Below are 21,487 nucleotides of genomic sequence, written 5' to 3'. Positions count from 1 at the left end.
GTTCTTGTTTGCGAACTGGCACCTAGGTATTCCCGACACAGGCTGGAAACAAGCGAAGGCATTCTCCGATGGCGGCAATCTACGACATGATTCTAAAAGGCGGAGACGTCGTCAATCAGGACGGGATCGGCGCACGCGACATCGGCGTGCTCGATGGCAGCATCGCTGCGATCGGCAGTCTCGACGAGACGACAGCTGACGAAGTGGTCGACTGCACGGGCCTCACGGTTCTGCCCGGCGTGATCGACAGTCAGGTTCATTTTCGCGAGCCCGGCAACGAGCACAAGGAAGATCTGGAGAGCGGATCGAGGGCGGCGGTTCTCGGAGGGGTCACCTGCGTCTTCGAAATGCCGAACACCAATCCCCTGACCACTAATGAAGAAGCTCTGGCAGACAAGGTGCGCCGCGGCCGCCACCGCATGCATTGCGATTTCGCCTTCTGGGTCGGCGGGACGCACGAAAATGCCGCGGATGTCGCCGAGCTTGAACGGCTCCCGGGCGCTGCGGGCATCAAGGTTTTCATGGGCTCGTCCACCGGCAAGCTGCTGGTCGAGGATGACGAAGGGGTCCGCGCCATCCTGAAGAACACACGCCGGCGCGCCGCCTTCCATTCCGAAGACGAATATCGCCTTCGCGATCGCATGAGCCTGCGCGTCGAAAGCGACCCGTCATCCCATCCTATCTGGCGCGACGTGCACGCGGCTGTGCAATGCACGGATCGGCTCGTCTCCATCGCGGAAGAGACCGGCGCACGCATCCACGTCCTGCATATCTCGACCGGTGAAGAGATCGCCTACCTCTCCAACCGCAAGCGCAACGTGACCTGCGAGGCGACACCGCACCATCTGACGCTGACAGCAGACGATTACGCGATCCTCGGCACGAAAATCCAGATGAACCCGCCGGTTCGCGAGACCCGTCATCGCGAAGCGATCTGGGGCGGCATTCAGTCCGGCGTCGTGGACGTTCTCGGCTCGGACCACGCGCCACACACACTGGAGGAAAAAGCCCAGGCCTATCCCGCCTCCCCTTCCGGCATGACGGGCGTCCAAACTCTCGTGCCGATCATGCTCGATCACGTGGCCAACGGGCGTCTCTCGCTCAACCGTTTCGTTGATCTGACATCGGCAGGACCGCAGCGCATCTTCGGACTTGCAAAGAAAGGGCGGATCGCACTCGGCTACGACGCCGATTTCACCATCGTCGATCTCAACAGGCGCGCGACGATCAGCAATGGCTGGATCGGCTCGAAGTCCCAGTGGACACCTTATGACGGCCGGCGTGTCAGGGGCTGGCCGATCGGCACGATCATTCGCGGCAAGCGGGTGATGTGGGAGGGCGAGATCGTTTGCGCCTCCACCGGAGAACCTGCTGAATTCGTGGAGACCCTGGGGCCGGTTTCCTGAACACGCGCAGCTTCGAGAAAGGTGCCGTAAGGTTGCCTGAGAGCGGCCGCAATCGAGCTCCCTACCCGTCTTCTTCGAAGCCCTTGTCTCTTCTCGGAAGGATATCATGTTCGTCTCGCCTGATCTTCTGGACGGCATCCTGAGGGGCACCGTCCTTGCGACCTTGGGGCTCGCCGTCGTGATCGTCATCGTTCGGCTTGTCGGCCTTCGATCCTTTTCGAAGATGACGTCCTTCGACTTTGTCATCACGCTCGCGACCGGCTCGCTTCTCGCAACCGCTGCCACCGTCTCGTCCTGGGCAAGCTTTTTGCAGGGCTGTGTCGCGATCGTCGCCCTGATGACGCTTCAGGTGCTGATCGCGGCGACTCGCGATCGCAGCAACCGGATCAGCCGCTACATCATGAACGACCCGGTTCTATTGATGAAGGACGGGGAATTCCTGGACGACGCGATGAATTCACGGCGCGTCTCGCGCGATGACGTTCTGGCAAAACTGCGACAGGCCAATGTCACGAATTTCGATCAGGTGAAGGCGGTCATCATGGAGACGACCGGCGATATCAGCGTGCTCCACGGCGTCGATGAACTCGACCCGCGCCTGCTGGACGATGTGAAAGGCCGGCGCCGCTTCGAAGCGTTCGACGACGACCGCTGAGAGAGCCGCAGCCTTTCCGCGTGCTCAGGCGCTCGGTCAGGCATCCGGCACGCACGACGTTCTCTCGCTGGAGAGACGAAAGACCAGGCCGGAGGGTGCAAAATCGAGATCCGCCGTTCCGCCGAAATAGGAGGCGACCACGCGCTTGACGAGCTTCGAGCCGAAACCCGACCGTACCGGCTGCTCGACCGGGGGACCGCCCCATTCCTGCCAGCTGAACGTGAAACGGCCATCCTTCTGTGACCACGTCACCTTGACCCGTCCGTCTGCGTTTGAAAGTGCACCATATTTTGCGGCATTCGTCGCCAGTTCATGAAGGCCGAGCGACAGACCGAGTGTTTCCTGCGCATCGAGCATGATCGACGGCCCGGAGATCTCGAACCGCCCTTCGCCCGACCGGTGGGGCCCCAGCGCCATTTCGACGGCGTTGCGGATGTCGACGTTTTCTACCCCCTGATCGAGAAGAACGTCCTGCGCCCGGGCAAGCGCCGATAGCCGGGTCATGATGGCTTCCTGAAGCGTGTCGATATCTCTCGACTGGCGAAGCGTCTGCGATACGATCGCCTGCACCATCGCGAGAGAATTCTTCATGCGATGGGACATTTCGCGGGCGATTTCGCTCTGTCGCCGGAGCGACAGCCGGTGCTTTTCTTCCAGCTTGGACGCGTCCGAAAGAGCCTGCTCACGCTCTATGAGGGACCGCCGCAGCTCGAGCTGCGTGCGCGCCTGCCGCGCAAGAAGCATCAGTGTTCTTTTCTGGTGTGCATCGAGGGTTCTCGGCTTGATGTCGAAAACGCAGATCGTTCCGATGGGGATGCCATCCGGTGTCGTGATCGCAGCACCGGCGTAAAAGCGGAGCTTTGGTTCGCTCAGAACGAGCGGATTGTTCCGAAATCGAGGATCCTCGCTGGTGTCCGGTATGATCGTCAGCTTCTCCTGCAGAACGGCATGGCGGCAGAAGGAGGTTTCGGCGGGCGCTTCCCGAAAGCCGGCCCCGAATTCGGCCTTGAAATAATCGCGACCTTCATCGAGAAAATTGACGAGCGCGATCGGTGTCGCGCAGACCTCGGACGCGATCTGGGCCAGATCGTCGAACTCTTCTTCTTTCGGGGTATCCAGAACCTGATAGCGTGCGAGCGCGGCGGCGCGAGCAGAGTCGGACTGGGCTCTATCGGTCACTTACGACACTCTTCTGTTTCGGCAGCTGAGGCACAGGCTGAATAGCAGGTCGCGAAGCCTTGCAACAGTATCCTCACGCCTTGCCGGACTGGATTGCGCCCGATATAGGAGCCGCAACTTCCCTCCCTAACCAGCAAGGAATGAACGATGGCGATCGAACGCACCTTTTCGATGATCAAACCCGACGCGACACGGCGTAACCTGACCGGCGCGATTACGAAGATGCTGGAAGATGGCGGACTGACCGTCATTGCCTCCAAGCGCGTGTGGATGAGCCGCCGCGAGGCCGAAGGCTTCTACGCAGTCCATAAGGAACGCCCCTTCTTCGGCGAACTCGTGGACTTCATGTCCTCGGGCCCGACGGTCGTGCAGGTGCTTCAGGGCGAAAACGCCATCGCGCGCAACCGCGAGATCATGGGCGCGACCAACCCGGCCGACGCAGCCGAAGGCACGATCCGCAAGGAACACGCCCAGTCGATCGGCGAAAATTCCGTGCACGGCTCGGACGCACCGGAAACGGCCGCCGAAGAGATCGCTTACTGGTTTTCCGAGACCGAGATCGTTGGCTGAATCAGCCGTCCGGTATCAACATGAAAAGGGCAGCGCGGTCGCCGCGCTGCCCTTAGTCTTGTCAGCTCCGTTTAGAGCATGATCCGAAAAGTTGCATGACTTTTCGGATCACATCTTGCGGCAAAACAAAAGCTTCGAGAGAAGTGCCGACCCAGACTTATCGCATTTCGCTCTGAAGCAGCCGGATGTCAGTCGAGATACTGGCCGCCATTGGCGGTCAGCGTCGAGCCGGTGATGAAGCCAGCATCGTCAGACGCGAGGAACGCGACACAGCGCGCGATCTCATCCGGTTCTCCAAGGCGTCCGACCGGGATCTGCGGCAGGATCTGCTCGTTCATCACTTTGTCCGGGATCGTCGACATCATCTGGGTGTTGATATAGCCCGGCGCGACCACGTTGACGGTGATGCCCTTCTTCGCGCCTTCCTGTGCAAGCGCCTTGGTAAAGCCGATGTCACCTGCCTTGGCAGCCGAATAGTTCGCCTGAGCGAACTGGCCTTTCTGGCCGTTCACGGACGAGATCGTGATGATACGTCCGAAACCGCGTTCCCGCATGCCCGGCCAGACCGGATGGGTCATGTTGAAGACACCGGTGAGATTGGTGTCGATGACTTCCTGCCACTGCTCCGGCTTCATCTTGTGGAACGGAGCGTCGCGCGTGATACCGGCATTGTTGACCAGGATATCGACCGGCCCGAGATCTGCCTCGACCTTCTTGATGCCCTCGGCGCAGGCCTCGTAGGACCCCACGTTCCACTTGTAGACCTCAATGCCCGTCTCGTCCTTGAAAGCCTTCGCCTTCTCGTCGTCGCCTCCGTAAGTTGCCGCGACCTTGTGGCCGGCTTCCTTCAGCGCCTTGGCGATCGCAGCGCCGATACCGCGCGTCCCACCGGTCACGATTGCAACTCGACTCATGTCATTTCCTCCCGATAATCTCGATTCGCCGTTCGACGAGTTCACCGCCCATCCTTCGGCTCAGTCAGCAATTTAGCGAAGCTTCCGTGGCTGGCCACCCCATTTCGGGCTGATCGCCACCGCAGGGGATCGTTTCACCGCGTCCGGATACGGTCAGGGCAGCCAAGACGCGCACGGCTGGAATCCATCACCGCGAGGCGCGGCATTGGTTCCCGGCCGCTCCGAACCTAGATGGACGGTTACGTAATTCGCCTACGAATGGGAGCGCGTGAACAATGGATGGCGAGAGCCCTGATCGCAAGCAGCTGATCGCGGAAGAGATCAAGCGAATCGACGGCCATTCCCCCTCGCCCGACGATCCATCGAGCAAGCACGCGAAGATGGCGACCAATCCCTACCGCTTCCTTCGAGGCTCGGTTCAGCTCTTCTACCACGATCTTTCGACGGGCCTCCTGACGCTTCCGGCTCCGTTCACCGAGACTGTCAAGCTGACCGGCATCATGGGCGATTGCCACGCATCCAATTTCGGCTTCGTGACCGAGAAAGGGTCCGGCGGCGGTCTCATAATCTTCGCGCCAAACGATTTCGACGACGCCTGCATGGGCCATGCGGGGTGGGACATCTGCCGTCTCCTGGTCAGCCTCTACCTTTCGGTGGAACTCGCCCAAGGCATTCTCGACCAGCGTTATACGACTGAGGAATTCGAAGACCTGAACGGACTGAAGGCGCCGACGGGTGAAGAGACGCATGCGGCGGTGAAGGCGTTCCTCGACACCTATCGCAAGACCCTCCTCAAAATCATGGACGACCCGCTTCACCGCAGGAAGGTCCTCAGCCATTTCAAGAAGGGTCACGTCCTCCGCAAAGCCTTGAAGAAAGCCAAGAAACGCTCGATCGGCGGCAAGGATTTCGAGATGAAGTCGAAGCTTGGAAAGGCTGTGGTCGCCGATGGGGCTGACTTGAAATTCCGGGACAAGCCTGGGCGGCTGAAGCGCCTCACCGAGACAGAAGAGGCGGAAGTGCGCTCCAATTTCCGCAAATATGTGGGCGATGAGATTCTCGACGTCGTCGAGCGGATCGGTCAGGGCACCGGTTCCTTGAACGTCAAAAGATATTACCTGTTGATCGGCCCGAAAGGCGCCTCGACAACCTCAGAACTGCCGCTCTGCCATTTGGTGGAGATCAAGCAGCAGCGCCATGCCGCGCCGCTCCATTTCTTTCCGAACGTCGATCCGCGCAACGATCTCAATCCCGCCCACCTGACGGTGGCGGTGCAGCGGCTGATGCAGCGCGAGCCCGATCTTCTGCTCGACGATGCCGAGTGGTTCACCGAGCATTGGCTGATCCGGTCGCGTCACCACGCGTCGGTGAGTCTCGACCCCGAGGAGGTTTGCCTGCACGAGAGCGATTCGGGAAAGCGACTGAAACAATACGCCAAAGCCTGCGCGAAGGCCCTCGCCCACGCCCATTCACGCACCGACCATCGCTCGATCCGCTTCGAGACCATGCTTGCCTCGGCGATCGCGGAGGCAGGCGACGCCTTGATCGAGACCGCCGAGGCCTATTCGCGGCAAGCCATTGCCGACTGGGCCATGATGAAGGAAATGACGGGGTCGATCTGACCTTTCGAAACCCCGCCTATTGCACCGAGATCAGTACGCCGCTTCCAGCGGCTTCAGGCCCGCCTCGATTTCGGCGCGACGCGGCTCGAGAAAGGGCGGCAGTGCGAGGCTTTCGCCCATGGTCTCCAACGGCTCGTCGGCATCAAAACCGGGTCCATCGGTCGCGATCTCGAACAGAATGCCAGACGGGATGCGGAAATAGAGCGAGCGAAAATAGAACCGCTCAACCTCCCCGCTCGAGGGCACGCGGAGCTCGCGCAGCCGGGTGGTCCAGGCCGTCAACGCTTCGACATCGGGAACACGGAAGGCGACATGGTGCACGCCGCCGCGTCCTGAACGAGCGCGGGGCAGATCGGGGTTTACCGAAACGTGAAGCTCGGTTTCGCTCCCGCCATCGCTCATGACGTAGACATGAACCGTTTGGCCATCCTCGTAGGCGCGAACCTTTTCCATATTCATGACTTGGGTCAGCACGTGGTCCGTCGGCCCGAGTTCAGCAATGGAAAGCGAAATCGATCCAAGCCCCTGGATCTGGTGTTCGGCCGGGACATCGCTTTCCGGCCGGGGTGCGCCTTTGGGTCCCCGCTCATCGGCAATAAGCCGAAGACGCTGACCCTCGGGATCTTCGAAATCGAGGACCGTTCTGCCGTCCACCTCACGAGGCTCATTCAAAACGACGCCCGCATTCTGCAACCGTTCATGCCAGAACGCGATTGCAGCCGCATCCGCCACCCGGAAACCGGTTCGCGACACCGAGCCACTGCCGCGCGTCTCCGGCGCGGCCGGCCAATCGAAAAACGTGATATCCGTACCCGCCGAGCCTTCCTGATCGGCATAGAACAGGTGATAGGCGGTAGTATCGTCCTGATTCACGGTCTTCTTGACGAGACGCAGACCAAGCGTATCGCGGTAGAAGCGCAGATTTTGAGATGCGTCTGCGGTGATCGCCGTCAAATGATGGAAGCCGGTCAGCTTGAGCGTCATGGGAAACTCCTCCAAGAGCGTTTCCCGCAAGATGGCGTGAACCACTGGGCAATGACAGCCGAACGTTTGGAGACAGCCCGTCACCGGGGCCATTCTACAAAAAAAGCGACCACGATTTGATCGCCTTCTCTTTCAATACGCTTCCGTTACAAGCAGGATGATCGAGGCCTCGAGACCCTGCTGCGCTTGCGCTTTTCGCTATCCTGCAGGCAGGATGCAGGAGCTCCGAGCAACGGCTTGGGAGCGCTCGCACCAAGCCCTCGCGCCCCGCGCGCAGACAGTCTGTTCGGCGCGAAAGACCTCAGTGGGGCTGCAAAGACCCCAGCGAGGCCGATCCTAGCGATCGACCTCGCCGAACACGATATCGAGCGTACCCAGAATGGCCGAGACGTCCGCAAGAAGGTGGCCCTTGCACATCACGTCCATCGCCTGGAGATGGGCAAAGCCTGGTGCCTTGATCTTGCAGCGATGCGGTTTGTTGGTGCCGTCGGCGACAAGATAGACGCCGAATTCACCCTTCGGCGCCTCGACGGCGGCATATACTTCGCCTTCGGGAAGGTGAAAACCTTCCGTGTAGAGCTTGAAGTGATGGATCAGGGCTTCCATCGACCGCTTCATCTGCGGACGCTTTGGCGGTACGACCTTGCCCATGGGCGCGGAGACCGGACCGGTGCTCTCCTTGCCGGAGAGCCGCTCGACGCACTGCTTCATGATGCGCACGGATTCGCGCATTTCCACCATGCGAATCAGATAACGGTCGTAGCAGTCGCCGTTCTTGCCGATCGGAATGTCGAATTCCATCTCGTCGTAGCATTCGTAAGGCTGCGACTTGCGAAGATCCCAAGCTGCGCCCGAACCGCGCACCATCACGCCCGAAAAGCCCATGGCCCAAGCATCGTCGAGATTGACGACGCCGATATCCACATTGCGCTGCTTGAAAATGCGGTTGCCGGTCAAAAGCCCTTCGAGATCGTCGCAGACCTTCAGGAACGGATCGCACCATTCGCCGATATCGTCGATCAGCTTCTGTTCGATATCCTGATGAACGCCGCCCGGCCGGAAATAGCTGGAGTGCAGCCGAGCGCCGGATGCGCGCTCGTAAAACACCATCAGCTTCTCGCGCTCTTCAAAACCCCAGAGCGGCGGTGTCAGCGCACCGACGTCCATGGCCTGGGTCGTCACATTGAGCAGATGGGACAGGATGCGTCCGATCTCACAATAGAGCACGCGGATCAGCTGGCCGCGCTTGGGCACCTCCACATCCGCCAGCCGTTCGATGGCCAGACAGAAGGCGTGCTCCTGGTTCATGGGCGACACATAATCGAGGCGGTCGAAGTAAGGGATCGCCTGCAGATAGGTCTTGTGCTCGATCAGCTTCTCGGTACCGCGATGAAGCAGACCGATATGGGGATCGACGCGTTCGACGATTTCGCCGTCGAGCTCCAGAACGAGACGCAAAACGCCGTGCGCGGCCGGATGCTGCGGCCCGAAATTGATGTTGAAGTTGCGGACGTCGATCTCAGCCATCGGCCTATCCTTCGTCGGAAGCGAACTGGGCGAGAAATTCCACGCCGGTCAGCTTCTTCGTATCGTTAGCGAATTCATACCATGCCGGCTTGGAATCGATGAAGATTTCCTCGGTCAGCGCGGCATCGTCGATATCGGTGCAGGCCATCGCGGACAGGGCGTACATCGAGGCGTCTTTCGTACGGAAAAACAGGGCCGTTCCGCATTTCGTGCAGAAACCCCGCTCTCCCCAGCTGGAAGACTCGTAGATCCCCAGCTGATCGATTCCAGCGATCGTCACATCGCTCGCGCCTTCGATGGCCATATAGGGGCCGGCAGACCAGCGGCGGCAGGTATCGCAATGACAGATGCCAACGTGCAGCGCGTCGATTTCTGCGGAAATCTTCACGCCACCGCAGACGCAGTGCGCATCGAGCCGTCTCTTGGCCATGGTCGTCGTCCGGCTCAGTTCGGCGCCTTCTCGTCACCGGGGAGCACGTATTCTGTGCCCTCCCACGGCGAGAGGAAGTCGAAATTCCGGAACTCCTGTCGAAGTTCCACCGGCTCGTAGATCACCTGCTTGCGCTCTTCGTCGTAGCGAACCTCGACGAAGCCGGTGAGCGGGAAATCCTTGCGCAGCGGATACCCCTCGAAGCCGTAATCCGTCAGGATGCGGCGCAGGTCCGGATGGCCCGTGAACAGGATACCGTACAGATCGTAGGCCTCGCGCTCGAACCAGTCCGCCGCCGGGAAGACATCCGATACCGACGGCACCGGATCATCCTCGCCTGTCATCGTCTTGATCCGGATACGGCAGTTCTGACGCGGAGACAGGAGGTGGTAGACCACCTCGAAGCGCTTTTCCCGTTGGGGAAAGTCGACGCCGCACAGATCGACGAAATTGATGAACTGCATCTTCGGATCGTCGCGAAGGGTCGTCAGAACCTTTACGACGTTCTCCGGCGTCACGACGACGGTCAGTTCGCCGAAGCGAAAGAAGTGCTCTTCGATCCGGTCTTCCAGCGTTTCGAGAACTGCATCGCGAACGTCGGAGCTGATTTGCTCGTGAGCCATCGCCATCTCCTCAGCGCTCGATCGTTCCGGTACGGCGAATCTTCTTCTGAAGAAGCATCACGCCGTAGAGCAGTGCCTCGGCGCTAGGCGGGCAGCCGGGAACATAGATATCGACGGGCACCACGCGATCGCAGCCGCGAACCACCGAATAGGAATAGTGGTAGTAGCCGCCGCCATTCGCGCAGGACCCCATGGAGATCACATAGCGCGGCTCCGGCATCTGGTCGTAGACCTTGCGCAGTGCCGGAGCCATCTTGTTGGTCAGCGTGCCGGCGACGATCATCACGTCGGACTGGCGCGGTGAGGCGCGCGGCGCAAAGCCAAACCGCTCGGCGTCGTAGCGCGGCATGGACATCTGCATCATCTCGACCGCGCAGCAGGCGAGACCAAACGTCATCCACATCAGCGAGCCGTTACGCGCCCACTGGATGAGATCGTCCGTCGAGGTCACGAGAAAGCCCTTGTCGGCCAGCTCGTCGTTGATCGCAGTGACAAAGGGATCGGGCGCGGCCGTCACCGAACCCGGTGCGCCGGCGCTCGCGACATCCGTCTGCGCTGCGAAAAGCGGCTTGTCGTTCATTCCGTGGATCACTCCCATTCGAGTGCTCCCTTCTTCCATTCGTAGATGAAGCCGATGGTGAGGACGCCGAGGAAGAACATCATCGACCAGAGACCGAACCAGCCGATTTCGCCGAAGCTCGCGGCCCAAGGAAACAGGAACGCGACCTCAAGATCGAAGATGATGAAGAGAATCGACACCAGATAGAACCGCACATCGAATTTCATGCGCGAATCATCGAAGGCATCGAACCCACACTCGTAGGCCGACAGTTTCTCGTCGTCCGGGGATTTGTAGGCAAGCAGGAAGGGCGACACCATAAGGGCCAGCCCGATTACGAGACAAATGCCGACGAAAATGACAATCGGCAGATATGAAGTCAGAAGCTCTTCCATCGAAAAGATAGGCCCTCGCTCGTCGACGGTTGGACGCTTGAAGAGAATCGGCGCCCGGAAAATTGCCTATATTCGGGATTCGGTGCCCTCACCTGCCGCCGATATCCGGACGCCAGCAGTTGAGACCGAACCCGCATAGGTCAGTCTCGCCACACCTAGCCCCTTGGCAAAGAAGGCGCAAGCTGGTGCGACATCGTCAAACGGATATGCCGCCAGACGCGGCGGATCACATGCGTTCGATCAGGCAAAGTTATATGGGATGAGTTTCCGAGATAGAAAATGCGGCGCGCCATTTCCAAAAGTCATCTACTGACCGTATCAGGAAATGGCGCGAGTGACGGGGCTCGAACCCGCGACCTCCGGCGTGACAGGCCGGCACTCTAACCAACTGAGCTACACCCGCGTTTCCCGCTGCCGAAGCAGCGTTGGCGGTCATTTACGAGCTCACCTGATTCAAGTCAAGCGGGCCTGTCGAAACAATCTCGATGCCTGAGATCGTGAGCGCTTTCGGCCTGCAAAACCCCGGTTTTCAGGCGTTGGTCGACTGTTTCATGCAGGAAATGTGTCGGAGGAAGGCTCCAAATCAGGGCGAACCGGCCAATCATCAGCAATAAAAATCGGCCGATCAGATTCGCTCGCCGAAAAAAGTTGCGGCCGGGCGAAACAGGAGTCTGAAGGAGGGGTCTGGATCGACCTTCGAGATCGGATCACTCGTCAGGTCGCCCTATGGGTCTGCGGGGTTGGAAACGAGCTTCCGTGAACAGCCACGCACTACCTCCCGACATCCAAAGTCCCACGAGGCTGTACCGATTTTCATGAACGCCGCCCGGCCTGCCGCAGAAACGCGACCAGAAGGACGTGGCAAGTCGCATCCTCAGGTCAAAACAGGGTGTGAGCGACGAGAAGCTGGCACCAGATCAGGCTTGACGGAGGAACCGCGAAAGCCCTAATGGCACTCTCGCGGGCGGTTAGCTCAGTTGGTAGAGCGCCTCGTTTACACCGAGGATGTCGGGAGTTCGAGTCTCTCACCGCCCACCATTCCCACGACATATTTGCCGGAACCAGCGGGTCTTGAGGTTCATCCGACACCGTCTGTCGGTCCGGCATGTCCTGCGATTCCCCCTCGACGCAGATGCACGCCCACATCCGGCGGAGCGCCCGTTTCGCTTGCGGCATTCCGTCCACGTCCGGCTTCCAAGTCTCTCCGATCGTCACAGATAGTGCGACGATAACGCTAATGAGACGGACCGATACGAATGGCGCGCACCCGAACCCCGACCAGCGAAACCGCCGATCAGGAGACAGGCCCGATCGTCGTCTGGCTGCGCGATGACCTGAGGCTCGACGATAATCCGGCGCTGGCGCTTGCTGCCGAGACGGACCGTCCGATCGTGCCGCTCGTGGTGCTGGACGAAGATTCGGACGGCATCCGCGAGCTCGGTGGCGCGCACAAATGGTGGCTGCACCATTCGATCGAGAGCTTTGCCACGTCCCTGCGCGGCAAGGGGTCCCAGCTGACGCTTCGTCGCGGCAAGGCGAAAGCCGAGGTGCTCGATGTCATCGAAAAGACCGGCGCGACCGCCCTCTTCTTCAACCGGCGCTACGATCCGGCATCGCGAGCCGTGGACGATTCGATCGCGGAGGCCCTCGGCGACGACGTTTCCGTCGAACGCTTCACCGCCAATCTTCTCCACGACCCCGAAAACATCGAGACGACGAGCGGCGGCTATTACAAGGCCTACACGCCTTTCTGGCGCAAGGTGTCGCAGAGTGAGCCGCGCGACCCGATCGATGCTCCGAATGGTCTCAAGCAGCCGGACGCCTTCCCTGCATCGGACGACCTGAAGGACTGGGGCCTTATTCCAACGAAGCCCGACTGGTCGGGCGGCATCGCGGACTTCTGGACGCCGGGCGAGAAAGCCGCGCACGACCGCTTCGAAACCTTCTGCGACGAGCTGTTATCCGACTACCATAATGGCCGAGAACGTCCGTTCGCGGACGACACCTCGCGCATGTCACCCTATTTGCGATGGGGCGAGATCTCCCCCTATCGCCTCTGGCACACGGCCAGAACCTATGCGAACCGGCGCAAGACAGTGCCCGAAGAGTCGATCAAGACCTTCCTGCAGGAACTCGTCTGGCGAGATTTCAACTACCACCTGCTGTTTCACTTCGGCTCCCTTGCGACCGAGAACTTCAACGATCGGTTCGACTCGTTTCCATGGCGCTCATCGAAGGCCGATCTGAAAGCCTGGCAGAAGGGGCTGACCGGCTATCCGATCGTCGATGCCGGCATGCGGCAGCTCTGGCAAACGGGCTGGATGCACAATCGGGTGCGCATGATCGTCGGCTCCTTCCTGACGAAGGATCTTCTGATCGACTGGCGCGACGGCGAGCGGTGGTTCTGGGATACGCTGGTCGATGGCGATATCGCGTCCAACACCGCCCAATGGCAGTGGATCGGCGGCGCGGGAGCCGATGCCCAGCCCTTCTTCCGGATCTTCAACCCGATCACCCAGAGCGAGCGCTTCGACAAGAAGGGCGATTACATCCGCCAGTTCGTGCCGGAATTGAAGGACCTGCCCGACAAGCACATCCATGCGCCCTGGAAAGCGGACGAAGAGGTTCTCGAGAAAGCTGGCATCACGCTGGGTGAAACCTATCCGAAGCCGATGGTCGACCATTCGGAAGCCCGCGACCGGGCCCTTTCAGCCTATGACAAGGTGAAGGGGTAGCCCAGAAGGCCGACCTGATTTTCGGAAAAGGGTTGGGCGCGACGCCGACCCGACCTTTACCGAACTCGTGCTTTGAAAATCATGGGGTAGCTATAGCGTCAGACTGAATTTCAGATGTCAGCCTGGCTCTGATTATCTCTTGGCCGAAAATTCGATGATCCGAAAACCAAATCTTCTTTTCGGTCCGATGATATCGTCGCTCTATACTTGATTACAACCACATATATCGCCGGAGAACCAGACCCAAGAATCAGCGCGGCTTGTGAACGAACAGATCGTAGGCCGTGAGCAGAACGGTAAAGCCCAGCACCAGCGCCAGATCGATCCGGGGTACCTTCCAAATGAGGACGCCGAGAAATGCGCAAAAGATGACGAAAGCGATGAGGGATAATATTTTTTCCAGCATCAGTCGGCCTGTCCTTCGAGTCGTTTCAACAGCCAACCGGCCGTTCTCATCAGTCTAGCATCCTCGCCTTGCCGAGCCGCCAGCGTCAAACCGAGCGGGTTCCCATTCGACGTTTCGAGAAGAGGTAGCGTCAGCGTCGGCAGGCCGAGAAATGAGAGAAGCGTCTCGTTCAGGGACGCATCCACCGTTTCCTCGATCGGCCCAATCGCTGCCATCACATCACAGCGCGACAGGATTTCGTTCAGTCCCGATTTGAGGACAGGCTGCCAATCGAGTGCACGGAGATAGTCGATGGCGGATATGGCTTCACCTTCCTCCACGATCTCGTTGAGCACCGTCGGCACAGCGTCCGGATAACGCCTCCGATAGGCCACCAATGCCTTTGCCGCTTCCACTTTGAAGATTCGCGAAGACTGGGCTCCCGCTTCCGCGAAAAGCTCAGGCAAAGGCGTCGTGAACGCGTCATCCCTGAGGGCGGCGACGAGTTCGGCGAGCGGCGCCTTCGCTGGCTCGCGATCATCCCCGATGAAACCGATCGTCGGTGCCATCGGCGGCGGTGTCTTCAGCATCTTCGCCAGTCGCGGATGCGGTTTCGGTTCGCTCGCCGGATCTGACGAATCGTAGCCGACAAGCGCGTCAGCCAAAAGGGTCAGTCCCTCCAGATCGGAGGCCAGCATGGTCACGCCGTCGAGTGTCGGGGCGATGTTGAAGAGACCTGATTGGGAGACAAGGCCTGCACTCGGACGATAGGCGAAAAGGCTGGAAAGTGCAGCGGCCTGCAGAGCCTCTCCTCGCGCATCAACCGTCGCCGCCAGAGGGAAGCATCGCGCGCGCAAAAGTGCGGAGGCACCCAAAACCGGACCACTGAGCCGAAGAGGCGGAATGGCACTCTTGGCGAAGAGAAGCGCGCCGGCGGACCGTAACCTTGTTGTGACCGCCGAGTCCCGCTCCGCCAGCGCCGCGTCGAGCGCTTCGAAACCGCGCTTCGAGGGCACGCGCTCCATATCGAAAGCATCGTCGAGAACCACCGGCAGTCCGTGCAAGGCGCCAAGAGGCTTCCCACGACCGCGAAACGCATCCCTGCTTTCGGCGACGCGGCGCCCATGGTCCTCGTCAAGCCAGGCAAAGGCATCTCGGACGCCCTCCGCCCGCTCGATACGTTTCAAAACGTTCTCGCAGACCTGGTGGCATCGCACAGCGCCGCTCCCAAGACGCTCACGCAGAACGCCGACGGGCAGATCGAGCGGTTCGGGCATGCGGCTCATGATGCAACCCTGACGCCGCTTCTCCTATCGGCCATAGAAATACTCCGGCAGATAGAAGACCGATTGCGGGACGATGTAGACCACCGCCATCGCGATGAACACCATAGCCAGGAACGGCAGAATACCCGCGAAAATATCCGTCAGCTTCACCGAAGGCGGAGCGATTCCTTTCAGATAGTAGGCCGACATCGCCATCGGCGGCGTGAGGAACGAGGTCTGAAGGTTCAGCGCGACGAGCACTCCGAAAAACAGCGGATCGATATCGAAGATCGCCAGCAGCGGCAGGAAGATCGGCACGAAGATGATGATGATCTCCGACCATTCGAGCGGCCAGCCGAGCAGGAAGATGATCAACTGGGCGAGAATCAGGAACTGCAAAGGCGTGATGTCGAGGCTTTCGACGAAGCTCGAAATCAGCTGTTCTCCGCCGAGATAAGAGAAAACGGCTGAGAACACGTAGGAACCGACGAACAGCCAGCAGACCATGGCCGTCGTCCGGACGGTCAGGTAGACTGATTCGCGGAGGCGCTGGAACGTGAGCGCTCGGTAGCCTACGGCCAAAATCAGGCCGCCGAGAGCACCGATCGCGGCAGCCTCGGTGGGCGTAGCATACCCGCCAAGGATCGAGCCGAGCACGGCGAGGATCAGGAAGGCCAGCGGCAGGAACGAGGTCAGGATCATCCAGAGCAGCTTGCCCATCGGGACGTCGGGCACCTCTTCCTTCGTCGGCCTCGGCGCGACGGAAGGCTGCATGATGGAGCGTACGACCACATAGGTGATGTAGAGCGCGACGAGGATGAGGCCCGGGATCATCGCGCCTGCGTAAAGCTGCACGATCGAGACGCCCGATGCGGCGGCATAGACGATCAACATGATCGAAGGCGGAATGAGAATGCCGAGGGTGCCACCGGCGCAGATGATGCCGGCCGCAAATGATGGGCTGTATCGGGCGTTCAGCATGGCGGGCAATGCGAGGAGCCCCATGAGCGTGACGACCGCGCCGACGATGCCGGTCGCCGTCGCAAAGAGCGCGCAGGTAACGAGCGCTGCGACACCCATCGACCCCGGTACGTTCTTCGACGCGATATTAAGCGTATTGAACAGCCGGTCGACGATGTTCGCGCGCTCGACGATATAGCCCATGAACAGAAAGAGCGGGACGGCGGTCAAAACCTCGTTCGCCATGACCGTATAAGTCTGGTTCACGAAAAGGTCGAAGACGCGGTTGTTTAAGAACCCCTCGAACCAGGTGGACCAGCTGTCCCAGGTGGTCGCGGTCTCGTCGAGCCGGTTGAAGCTGCGCCACATGCGCGGGCCTTCGAAATAGGCATAGTAGCCGAATCCGATGCCCATCGCCATAAGCGTAAAAGCGATCGGAAAGCCCAGGAACACCAAGATGATGAAGAGGCCCAACATCATCAGTGCGATTTGCGGTTCGGTCATGGATGCGGGTCTTTCTCGGCCTTCGCTGCCTCGCGCATGAGGCTGTCTTCGGTTTCCTGAACGTCTTCTTCGGCCGTGGTCCAGTATCCGTCGCGAATGCACTTGATCGCGCGGCACACCTCCGCCATGCCCTGGATCAGAAGCAGGACGCCCGCGGCAACGATGACTGTCTTGAACTGGTAGATCGGTATGCCCGCGGGACTGAAGACGCTGACCTCACCGTAGCGCCATGCTCGTTCGGCATATTTCCACCCGGCGATGATCAGCGCGATGACACCGGGAAAGAAGAAGATGAAATATAGGACGAGGTCGATCGAAGCCTGCCCGCGCGGGCTCCAAAGCCGGTAAAGGAAGTCGCCTCTTACATGCCCGCCGCGCGAAAGCGTATAGGCACCCCCCATCATGAACAGTGTTCCGTACATGATGTAGGAAAGGTCGTAGGCCCAGGGTGTCGGCGAGTTGAGCACGTAGCGGACGAACACTTCGTAGCTGGTGCCGAAGGTCATCAGGATGATGAGCCAGGCGAACGCCTTGCCGAACGCCGCCGAAAGCGCGTCCGCGAAACGAATGAATGCTGTCATGGAAGTCGTCCGGTTCCCCGTCAGGTTACACCCGGCGGGCCAACCCCGCCGGGTGTCGATTCAGTGAAAGCTTAAATCAGGCCTGATCGGGGAGCTTGCCCGGGAAGAAGAACTCGTACGCCCGGCGATAGCTCGGCGTATTGAGAAGTTCGTAATAGGTCACCCGCTCGACGAAGGAGCGCTGGCTGTCGAGGATCTCCTTCATGAAGGCATCCTTCTCGAGCTCGGTGATCATTTCCTTCCAAGCCTCGAGCTGTGCTTCGAGGATATCGCCCGGCGTCTCCTGAATATTCACGTTGTCTTCGTCGCGCAGCTTGGCGAGGTCGGCGGAATAGTTGTCGAGCGCGAAGGTGGTGTTCTTCGTGGAGGCCGCTTCGACGGAGTGCTCGACGATCGCCCGGAGGTCGTCGTCGAGATCGTCCATGAAGTCCCGGTTGAAGATGAACTCGAAGGCCTCGGATGCTTGGTGATAGGAGCCGAGATAGTAGTTCAGCGCGACGTCCTGAGCACCGAAGCGACGGTCGGAGGACGGGTTGTTGAACTCGAACGCATCGATCACGCCGCGCTCCATGGCGGGAACGATTTCACCGCCCGGAAGCTGGGTGACGCTCATGCCCATGGACTGCATCAGGTCAGCGGCAAGACCCACGGTCCGGTATTTCAGGCCGTTGATGTCCGATGCGTTCTGAACCGGATTGGTGAACCAGCCGAACGGCTGCGGCGGCATCGGGAAGCCGAGAAGCCCGACGACGTTAAGGCCCATATTGTCCTGGGTCAGGCGACGATAGAATTCGCGGCCTCCGCCTTCGTAGAACCAGGCCATCATGGTGGTCGGATTACCGCCGAAGACCGGGCCGGTACCGAAGAGGGAAGCGGCCTTGTTCTTGCCGTACCAGTAGGCCGAGACGGAATGAGCGGCGTCGAGAACGCCGTCCGAGACGGCATCAATGACCTGGAAGGCGGCCACGACGGCGCCGGCGGGCAGGACATCGACAGCGAGACGGCCACCGGACATCGCTTCGACGCGATCGGCATATTGTTGAGCCATCGTCTGCCAGATGTCGGAGGCAGGCCAGGAGGTCTGCATTCTGATGGTGAGTGGAGCCTGTGCGAGCACGGCCGGAGCCGCGAGCGTCGAAGCCGCGACGGCCGACCCGCCGATGACGCCCTTCTTCAGGAACGAACGGCGATCGACGGATTTCGTCTTGGTCTCTGTCATGAACTTGGATCCTCCCTTGGGTTCAAGAACAAACGAACCGGATATTACAGGCAAGCAGCCACATCTGCATCCCCTTCCCCGAGCGTCTTCGCGCTCTGCAGGATCTAGACCTGCAATAACCACGAACAGCTTGGATAAATGAATGCCAATGCAAGCAACGACGAGCCTCCCAATTCGTCATCATTCTTGACCGTAAGCGAGCGCAAGCGTCTCGGCAAGCCCGACGTCGCACTTGGCCTCCTCGCCGGTTATATTTCATATCAAAGGTAAAAGGTGGCGCCGTCAAAGTTCTGTTATCTCTGGAAGTTCGACGCCTGGTAGCCGGCTCAACCACTGCCCGATTCCGTCCACCGATTCCACGCACGTGTTCAGCAGGCCTTGATTATCAGCGTGAATGACGAGCGCCGCTCGCAAGGCTCAGCCCGTGTGAAACAATCCCCATACACAAGACGAATATGGATTATGGACATTTGGACGCACGAGCATCTGAAGCCGACTTGGAATCACGTGAGCGAGGGAGCAGCGGCATAAGATGACACGACCAGGTAAGCGTCGCGGCGCTTTGATCTATCGACAGACGCGCACGACCCGCCTGACCCATTGGCTTTGGGCGATCTGCCTCTTCTTCCTGCTTCTCTCCGGTTTGCAGATTTTCCAGGCCCATCCGACGCTTTATATCGGCAATCAGTCGGGCTTTGCCTTCGATAATTCGGTCCTGTCGATCGGCGCCTTTATGGACGACGGGGCCATGAAAGGGCGCACCATTCTTTTTGGCGAGGCCTTTGAGACGACCGGCTTTCTGGGTGCCGTACCGCGTGGAACGGACCTGACCGCGCAGAGCTTTCCCGGCTGGTTCACCATTCCGAGCTACCGCGATCTTGCGACGGGGCGGGTCGTCCACTTCTTCTTCGCCTGGGCGCTCGTCGTCACCCTGCTTCTCTGGTTTGTCGGCGGCCTCATGAGCGGCCATCTGAAAAACCTCGTGCCCACGATTGGCGATCTGAAGCGCCTGCCGCGCGATCTTCTCGATCATCTTCGCTTACGCTTCCACGAGAGCAGTACCTACAACACGTTGCAGAAGCTCAGCTATGCAAGCGTCCTGTTTGTCGCCCTGCCCGTGATGATCCTGACGGGCCTGACGATGTCGCCGGGCATGGATGCCTTCGCACCCGTCCTTCTCGACATCTTCGGCGGTCGCCAGACCGCACGAACCATCCATTTCGTCGTGATGCTTGCGCTCGTTCTGTTTTTTGCGGTTCACATCCTGATGGTGCTGCTGGCGGGACCGCTCAACGAACTCAGATCAATGACCACAGGCTGGTACAGGCTGTCAGGTCACGGGGACAAAACCGGGACGGAAGGGTCTGGCGAGGAGGAGAAATGAGGCTTTTCACACGCCCGAAGATCTCGGATATCGGCGAGGCGCGCGGGCTCACGCGCCGGCGCTTTCTGCAGGCCTCGATGGTTACCGCCGCGACGGCTCCCTTGTCTGGCTGCTTTGACGAGCTCGGCAACCGCGACAATCCTGTACGCGGCTGGCTCGAATCGGCGAACGGCCTCACCTACCGCGCCCAGCGCCTGCTTCTTGGCAGCGATTCGCTGGCGCGGGAATATTCCGAGAGCGAAATCCGCCAGCCCATGCGTCCCAACGGGTCGACCAGTCCCGGCGGTGAAGAGTATATCCGGCTCGCCGATGGAGGGTTTGCGGACTATAGGCTCACCGTCGACGGCATGGTCGAAAAGCCGCTCATCCTCTCTCTCGACGACATCCGCAACATGCCGTCTCGCACGCAGATCACTCGGCATGACTGCGTCGAAGGCTGGAGCTGTATTGCAAAGTGGACCGGGACGCCCCTCAGCTACGTGCTCGATGAAGCCGGTTTGAACGACGACGCACGATTTGTCGTCTTCGAATGTTTCGATCGTCTCGGCCATGGCAGCGGCGCCGCGCAATATTACGAATCGATCGATCTCTTTGATGCGCGCCATCCGCAGACGATTCTCGCCTATGGACTGAACGGCGAGACCCTGCCGGTGTCGAACGGTGCGCCCTTGCGGGTCCGGGTCGAACGGCAGCTCGGCTACAAGATGGCCAAATATATCCGCTCGATCACGGTCACCGGAGATCTGACGCGCTTCGGCCAGGGCAATGGCGGTTATTGGGAAGATCGCGGCTACGAGTGGTTCGCCGGGATATGAAACGCGCGCCCGACTGAACCGGTCAGACACCGTTTCAAACCGGCAGCGTCCGCTTCACGCCGCGCGACCTATCAATCAGAAGCTTGGACAAGGCAAAAAGCCAGATAACGCAGACGAAGCCGACGCCGCGCTCGATGAAGCCGTCGATGGAGGTGGGCGAGAACCAGAAGATAGCAGCACCGCCGACCCAGAGGACCGCGCAGACGATGTTGAACCAAAACCAGCGGCGTTCGTAGTGATAAAAGCCGTATGCGGTCGAGAGAGCCGTCGCGGTGAAAGTCAGCGCCATGGCGACAACCAGTGGCAGGTGAATGACCAAACCGCCAACATCGTTGTCGCCGTATTCGCCGTAAGCCCCGATCACCATGATCATGATGGCGACCAGCATCAACAGCCACGATCCGACGCTCCAGCCGATATGACCGAAATGCAGTCGTCGCAAACCGATCGATCCGGCAATCATGCCGATGGCAAAAGCGTATAGCCCGCTATCCATGACCCAGGCCATGCGGCCAGCTGCCGTATCGCTGATCGTTCCCTCGAAAACGCCGACATTGGGTAGAACGGCGAGAGCGGCGAAATTCGCAATGACCACGATGACGCAGCCGCAAATGCCGACGACCCCGCACCAATAAAAGAGCTTTGGGTGGCTCGGATCGTCACTTGAAGCCTTGCCTTGAGAGGCAGTGCTGCTCGCCGATGAAGACGGCTCAGCTTTCATGGGCTCGCGTCCCGATCATGTTTCGAGGCCGAGCCCCACTTATGACAGTCAACG

General features: G+C 60.0%; 21 protein-coding genes and 2 tRNA genes. 8 read left to right on the top strand and 15 right to left on the bottom strand.

The genetic code is table 11. The annotated features are described in order from the left end of the window. Positions 1 to 68: 68 nt before the first annotated feature. Both ABDX79_RS01280 and ABDX79_RS01275 read left to right on the top strand, forming a co-directional pair. Positions 69 to 1,406, top strand: a complete 1,338-nt coding sequence (locus tag ABDX79_RS01280; RefSeq protein ID WP_346218446.1) for a dihydroorotase — start codon at positions 69 to 71, stop codon at positions 1,404 to 1,406. A gap of 106 nt (positions 1,407 to 1,512) precedes the next feature. Next, on the top strand, positions 1,513 to 2,061 hold the full coding sequence (locus ABDX79_RS01275; RefSeq protein WP_346218445.1) for a DUF421 domain-containing protein: 549 nt from the start codon (positions 1,513 to 1,515) through the stop codon (positions 2,059 to 2,061). 36 nt (positions 2,062 to 2,097) lie between these two features. Here the strand turns inward: ABDX79_RS01275 and ABDX79_RS01270 are convergent, their stop codons facing one another. Next, complete coding sequence (locus ABDX79_RS01270; protein WP_346218444.1) at positions 2,098 to 3,240, bottom strand: HWE histidine kinase domain-containing protein; 1,143 nt, start codon at positions 3,238 to 3,240, stop codon at positions 2,098 to 2,100. Between the two features lie 147 nt (positions 3,241 to 3,387). Between ABDX79_RS01270 and ndk the strand changes: the two genes are divergently transcribed. Then, a complete protein-coding gene (ndk, locus tag ABDX79_RS01265; RefSeq protein ID WP_346218443.1) occupies positions 3,388 to 3,810 on the top strand; it encodes a nucleoside-diphosphate kinase in 423 nt (140 codons plus the stop codon). Between the two features lie 188 nt (positions 3,811 to 3,998). Here ndk and phbB read toward each other — a convergent pair whose 3' ends face one another. After that, positions 3,999 to 4,724: a beta-ketoacyl-ACP reductase gene (gene phbB, locus ABDX79_RS01260; RefSeq protein WP_346218442.1), complete on the bottom strand. Its 726-nt coding sequence runs from the start codon at positions 4,722 to 4,724 to the stop codon at positions 3,999 to 4,001. 275 nt (positions 4,725 to 4,999) lie between these two features. Between phbB and ABDX79_RS01255 the strand changes: the two genes are divergently transcribed. Beyond that, positions 5,000 to 6,346, top strand: coding sequence for a DUF2252 family protein (locus tag ABDX79_RS01255; RefSeq protein ID WP_346218441.1), 1,347 nt, complete (start codon positions 5,000 to 5,002; stop codon positions 6,344 to 6,346). Positions 6,347 to 6,376: 30 nt separating this feature from the next. Here the strand turns inward: ABDX79_RS01255 and ABDX79_RS01250 are convergent, their stop codons facing one another. The 7 genes from ABDX79_RS01250 to ABDX79_RS01220 form a co-directional block, all read right to left on the bottom strand. After that, complete coding sequence (locus tag ABDX79_RS01250) at positions 6,377 to 7,330, bottom strand: ring-cleaving dioxygenase (protein ID WP_346218440.1); 954 nt, start codon at positions 7,328 to 7,330, stop codon at positions 6,377 to 6,379. Between the two features lie 336 nt (positions 7,331 to 7,666). Next, complete coding sequence (locus ABDX79_RS01245) at positions 7,667 to 8,857, bottom strand: NADH-quinone oxidoreductase subunit D (protein ID WP_346218439.1); 1,191 nt, start codon at positions 8,855 to 8,857, stop codon at positions 7,667 to 7,669. A gap of 4 nt (positions 8,858 to 8,861) precedes the next feature. After that, a complete protein-coding gene (locus ABDX79_RS01240; RefSeq protein WP_346218438.1) occupies positions 8,862 to 9,287 on the bottom strand; it encodes a GFA family protein in 426 nt (141 codons plus the stop codon). Positions 9,288 to 9,301: 14 nt separating this feature from the next. Beyond that, positions 9,302 to 9,916, bottom strand: a complete 615-nt coding sequence (locus ABDX79_RS01235; protein ID WP_346218437.1) for an NADH-quinone oxidoreductase subunit C — start codon at positions 9,914 to 9,916, stop codon at positions 9,302 to 9,304. Between the two features lie 4 nt (positions 9,917 to 9,920). Further along, positions 9,921 to 10,490 carry a NuoB/complex I 20 kDa subunit family protein gene (locus ABDX79_RS01230; RefSeq protein WP_463671090.1) on the bottom strand — a complete coding sequence of 190 codons (570 nt, stop codon included), beginning with the start codon at positions 10,488 to 10,490 and terminating at the stop codon, positions 9,921 to 9,923. Between the two features lie 8 nt (positions 10,491 to 10,498). After that, positions 10,499 to 10,864, bottom strand: coding sequence for an NADH-quinone oxidoreductase subunit A (locus ABDX79_RS01225; protein WP_346218435.1), 366 nt, complete (start codon positions 10,862 to 10,864; stop codon positions 10,499 to 10,501). Positions 10,865 to 11,190: 326 nt separating this feature from the next. Beyond that, positions 11,191 to 11,267: transfer RNA gene (locus tag ABDX79_RS01220), tRNA-Asp, on the bottom strand. A 559-nt stretch (positions 11,268 to 11,826) separates the two neighbouring features. Between ABDX79_RS01220 and ABDX79_RS01215 the strand changes: the two genes are divergently transcribed. After that, positions 11,827 to 11,902, top strand: a tRNA-Val gene (locus ABDX79_RS01215). A gap of 218 nt (positions 11,903 to 12,120) precedes the next feature. Further along, positions 12,121 to 13,599 (top strand): cryptochrome/photolyase family protein, encoded by a 1,479-nt coding sequence (locus tag ABDX79_RS01210; protein WP_346218434.1) that lies wholly within the window; start codon positions 12,121 to 12,123, stop codon positions 13,597 to 13,599. Between the two features lie 250 nt (positions 13,600 to 13,849). Here the strand turns inward: ABDX79_RS01210 and ABDX79_RS01205 are convergent, their stop codons facing one another. From ABDX79_RS01205 to ABDX79_RS01185, 5 genes are all read right to left on the bottom strand, one after another. After that, entirely contained in the window at positions 13,850 to 14,005 is a 156-nt protein-coding gene (locus ABDX79_RS01205; RefSeq protein ID WP_346218433.1) for a hypothetical protein, read from the bottom strand. Beyond that, positions 14,005 to 15,270: an amidase family protein gene (locus ABDX79_RS01200; protein WP_346218432.1), complete on the bottom strand. Its 1,266-nt coding sequence runs from the start codon at positions 15,268 to 15,270 to the stop codon at positions 14,005 to 14,007. Before ABDX79_RS01200 ends, ABDX79_RS01205 begins: the two co-directional genes overlap by 1 nt. A gap of 24 nt (positions 15,271 to 15,294) precedes the next feature. After that, the gene (locus ABDX79_RS01195) at positions 15,295 to 16,713 is read right to left on the bottom strand and encodes a TRAP transporter large permease (protein ID WP_346218431.1); all 1,419 of its coding nucleotides are present in this window, start codon (positions 16,711 to 16,713) and stop codon (positions 15,295 to 15,297) included. Continuing rightward, positions 16,710 to 17,294, bottom strand: a complete 585-nt coding sequence (locus ABDX79_RS01190; protein ID WP_346218430.1) for a TRAP transporter small permease subunit — start codon at positions 17,292 to 17,294, stop codon at positions 16,710 to 16,712. Before ABDX79_RS01190 ends, ABDX79_RS01195 begins: the two co-directional genes overlap by 4 nt. A 76-nt stretch (positions 17,295 to 17,370) precedes the next feature. Further along, a complete protein-coding gene (locus tag ABDX79_RS01185) occupies positions 17,371 to 18,513 on the bottom strand; it encodes a TRAP transporter substrate-binding protein (protein ID WP_346218429.1) in 1,143 nt (380 codons plus the stop codon). A gap of 532 nt (positions 18,514 to 19,045) precedes the next feature. On the opposite strand from ABDX79_RS01185, the gene ABDX79_RS01180 reads away from it, so the two are divergent. After that, positions 19,046 to 19,897, top strand: a complete 852-nt coding sequence (locus ABDX79_RS01180) for a cytochrome b/b6 domain-containing protein (protein WP_346218428.1) — start codon at positions 19,046 to 19,048, stop codon at positions 19,895 to 19,897. Continuing rightward, positions 19,894 to 20,712, top strand: a complete 819-nt coding sequence (locus tag ABDX79_RS01175) for a molybdopterin-dependent oxidoreductase (protein ID WP_346218427.1) — start codon at positions 19,894 to 19,896, stop codon at positions 20,710 to 20,712. The genes ABDX79_RS01180 and ABDX79_RS01175 overlap by 4 nt, the downstream gene beginning before the upstream one ends. Positions 20,713 to 20,746: 34 nt before the next feature. Here the strand turns inward: ABDX79_RS01175 and ABDX79_RS01170 are convergent, their stop codons facing one another. After that, positions 20,747 to 21,433, bottom strand: a complete 687-nt coding sequence (locus ABDX79_RS01170) for a DUF998 domain-containing protein (protein ID WP_346218426.1) — start codon at positions 21,431 to 21,433, stop codon at positions 20,747 to 20,749. Positions 21,434 to 21,487: the final 54 nt, after the last annotated feature.

The organism is Fulvimarina fulva (assembly GCF_039652615.1).
Lineage (GTDB): Bacteria > Pseudomonadota > Alphaproteobacteria > Rhizobiales > Rhizobiaceae > Fulvimarina.
This window is presented reverse-complemented; position numbering and strand designations above follow the sequence as displayed.

Coding starts and splice junctions, on each gene's coding strand:
- ABDX79_RS01255 (WP_346218441.1), top strand. CDS start 5,000: ATGGATGGCGAGAGCCCTGATCGCAAGCAGCTGATCGCGGAAGAGATC.
- ABDX79_RS01275 (WP_346218445.1), top strand. CDS start 1,513: ATGTTCGTCTCGCCTGATCTTCTGGACGGCATCCTGAGGGGCACCGTC.
- ABDX79_RS01190 (WP_346218430.1), bottom strand. CDS start 17,294: ATGACAGCATTCATTCGTTTCGCGGACGCGCTTTCGGCGGCGTTCGGC.
- ABDX79_RS01240 (WP_346218438.1), bottom strand. CDS start 9,287: ATGGCCAAGAGACGGCTCGATGCGCACTGCGTCTGCGGTGGCGTGAAG.
- ABDX79_RS01230 (WP_463671090.1), bottom strand. CDS start 10,490: ATGAACGACAAGCCGCTTTTCGCAGCGCAGACGGATGTCGCGAGCGCC.
- ABDX79_RS01175 (WP_346218427.1), top strand. CDS start 19,894: ATGAGGCTTTTCACACGCCCGAAGATCTCGGATATCGGCGAGGCGCGC.
- ABDX79_RS01180 (WP_346218428.1), top strand. CDS start 19,046: ATGACACGACCAGGTAAGCGTCGCGGCGCTTTGATCTATCGACAGACG.
- phbB (WP_346218442.1), bottom strand. CDS start 4,724: ATGAGTCGAGTTGCAATCGTGACCGGTGGGACGCGCGGTATCGGCGCT.
- ABDX79_RS01195 (WP_346218431.1), bottom strand. CDS start 16,713: ATGACCGAACCGCAAATCGCACTGATGATGTTGGGCCTCTTCATCATC.
- ABDX79_RS01250 (WP_346218440.1), bottom strand. CDS start 7,330: ATGACGCTCAAGCTGACCGGCTTCCATCATTTGACGGCGATCACCGCA.
- ABDX79_RS01280 (WP_346218446.1), top strand. CDS start 69: ATGGCGGCAATCTACGACATGATTCTAAAAGGCGGAGACGTCGTCAAT.
- ABDX79_RS01170 (WP_346218426.1), bottom strand. CDS start 21,433: ATGAAAGCTGAGCCGTCTTCATCGGCGAGCAGCACTGCCTCTCAAGGC.
- ndk (WP_346218443.1), top strand. CDS start 3,388: ATGGCGATCGAACGCACCTTTTCGATGATCAAACCCGACGCGACACGG.
- ABDX79_RS01245 (WP_346218439.1), bottom strand. CDS start 8,857: ATGGCTGAGATCGACGTCCGCAACTTCAACATCAATTTCGGGCCGCAG.
- ABDX79_RS01200 (WP_346218432.1), bottom strand. CDS start 15,270: ATGAGCCGCATGCCCGAACCGCTCGATCTGCCCGTCGGCGTTCTGCGT.
- ABDX79_RS01210 (WP_346218434.1), top strand. CDS start 12,121: ATGGCGCGCACCCGAACCCCGACCAGCGAAACCGCCGATCAGGAGACA.
- ABDX79_RS01235 (WP_346218437.1), bottom strand. CDS start 9,916: ATGGCGATGGCTCACGAGCAAATCAGCTCCGACGTTCGCGATGCAGTT.
- ABDX79_RS01185 (WP_346218429.1), bottom strand. CDS start 18,513: ATGACAGAGACCAAGACGAAATCCGTCGATCGCCGTTCGTTCCTGAAG.
- ABDX79_RS01225 (WP_346218435.1), bottom strand. CDS start 10,864: ATGGAAGAGCTTCTGACTTCATATCTGCCGATTGTCATTTTCGTCGGC.
- ABDX79_RS01205 (WP_346218433.1), bottom strand. CDS start 14,005: ATGCTGGAAAAAATATTATCCCTCATCGCTTTCGTCATCTTTTGCGCA.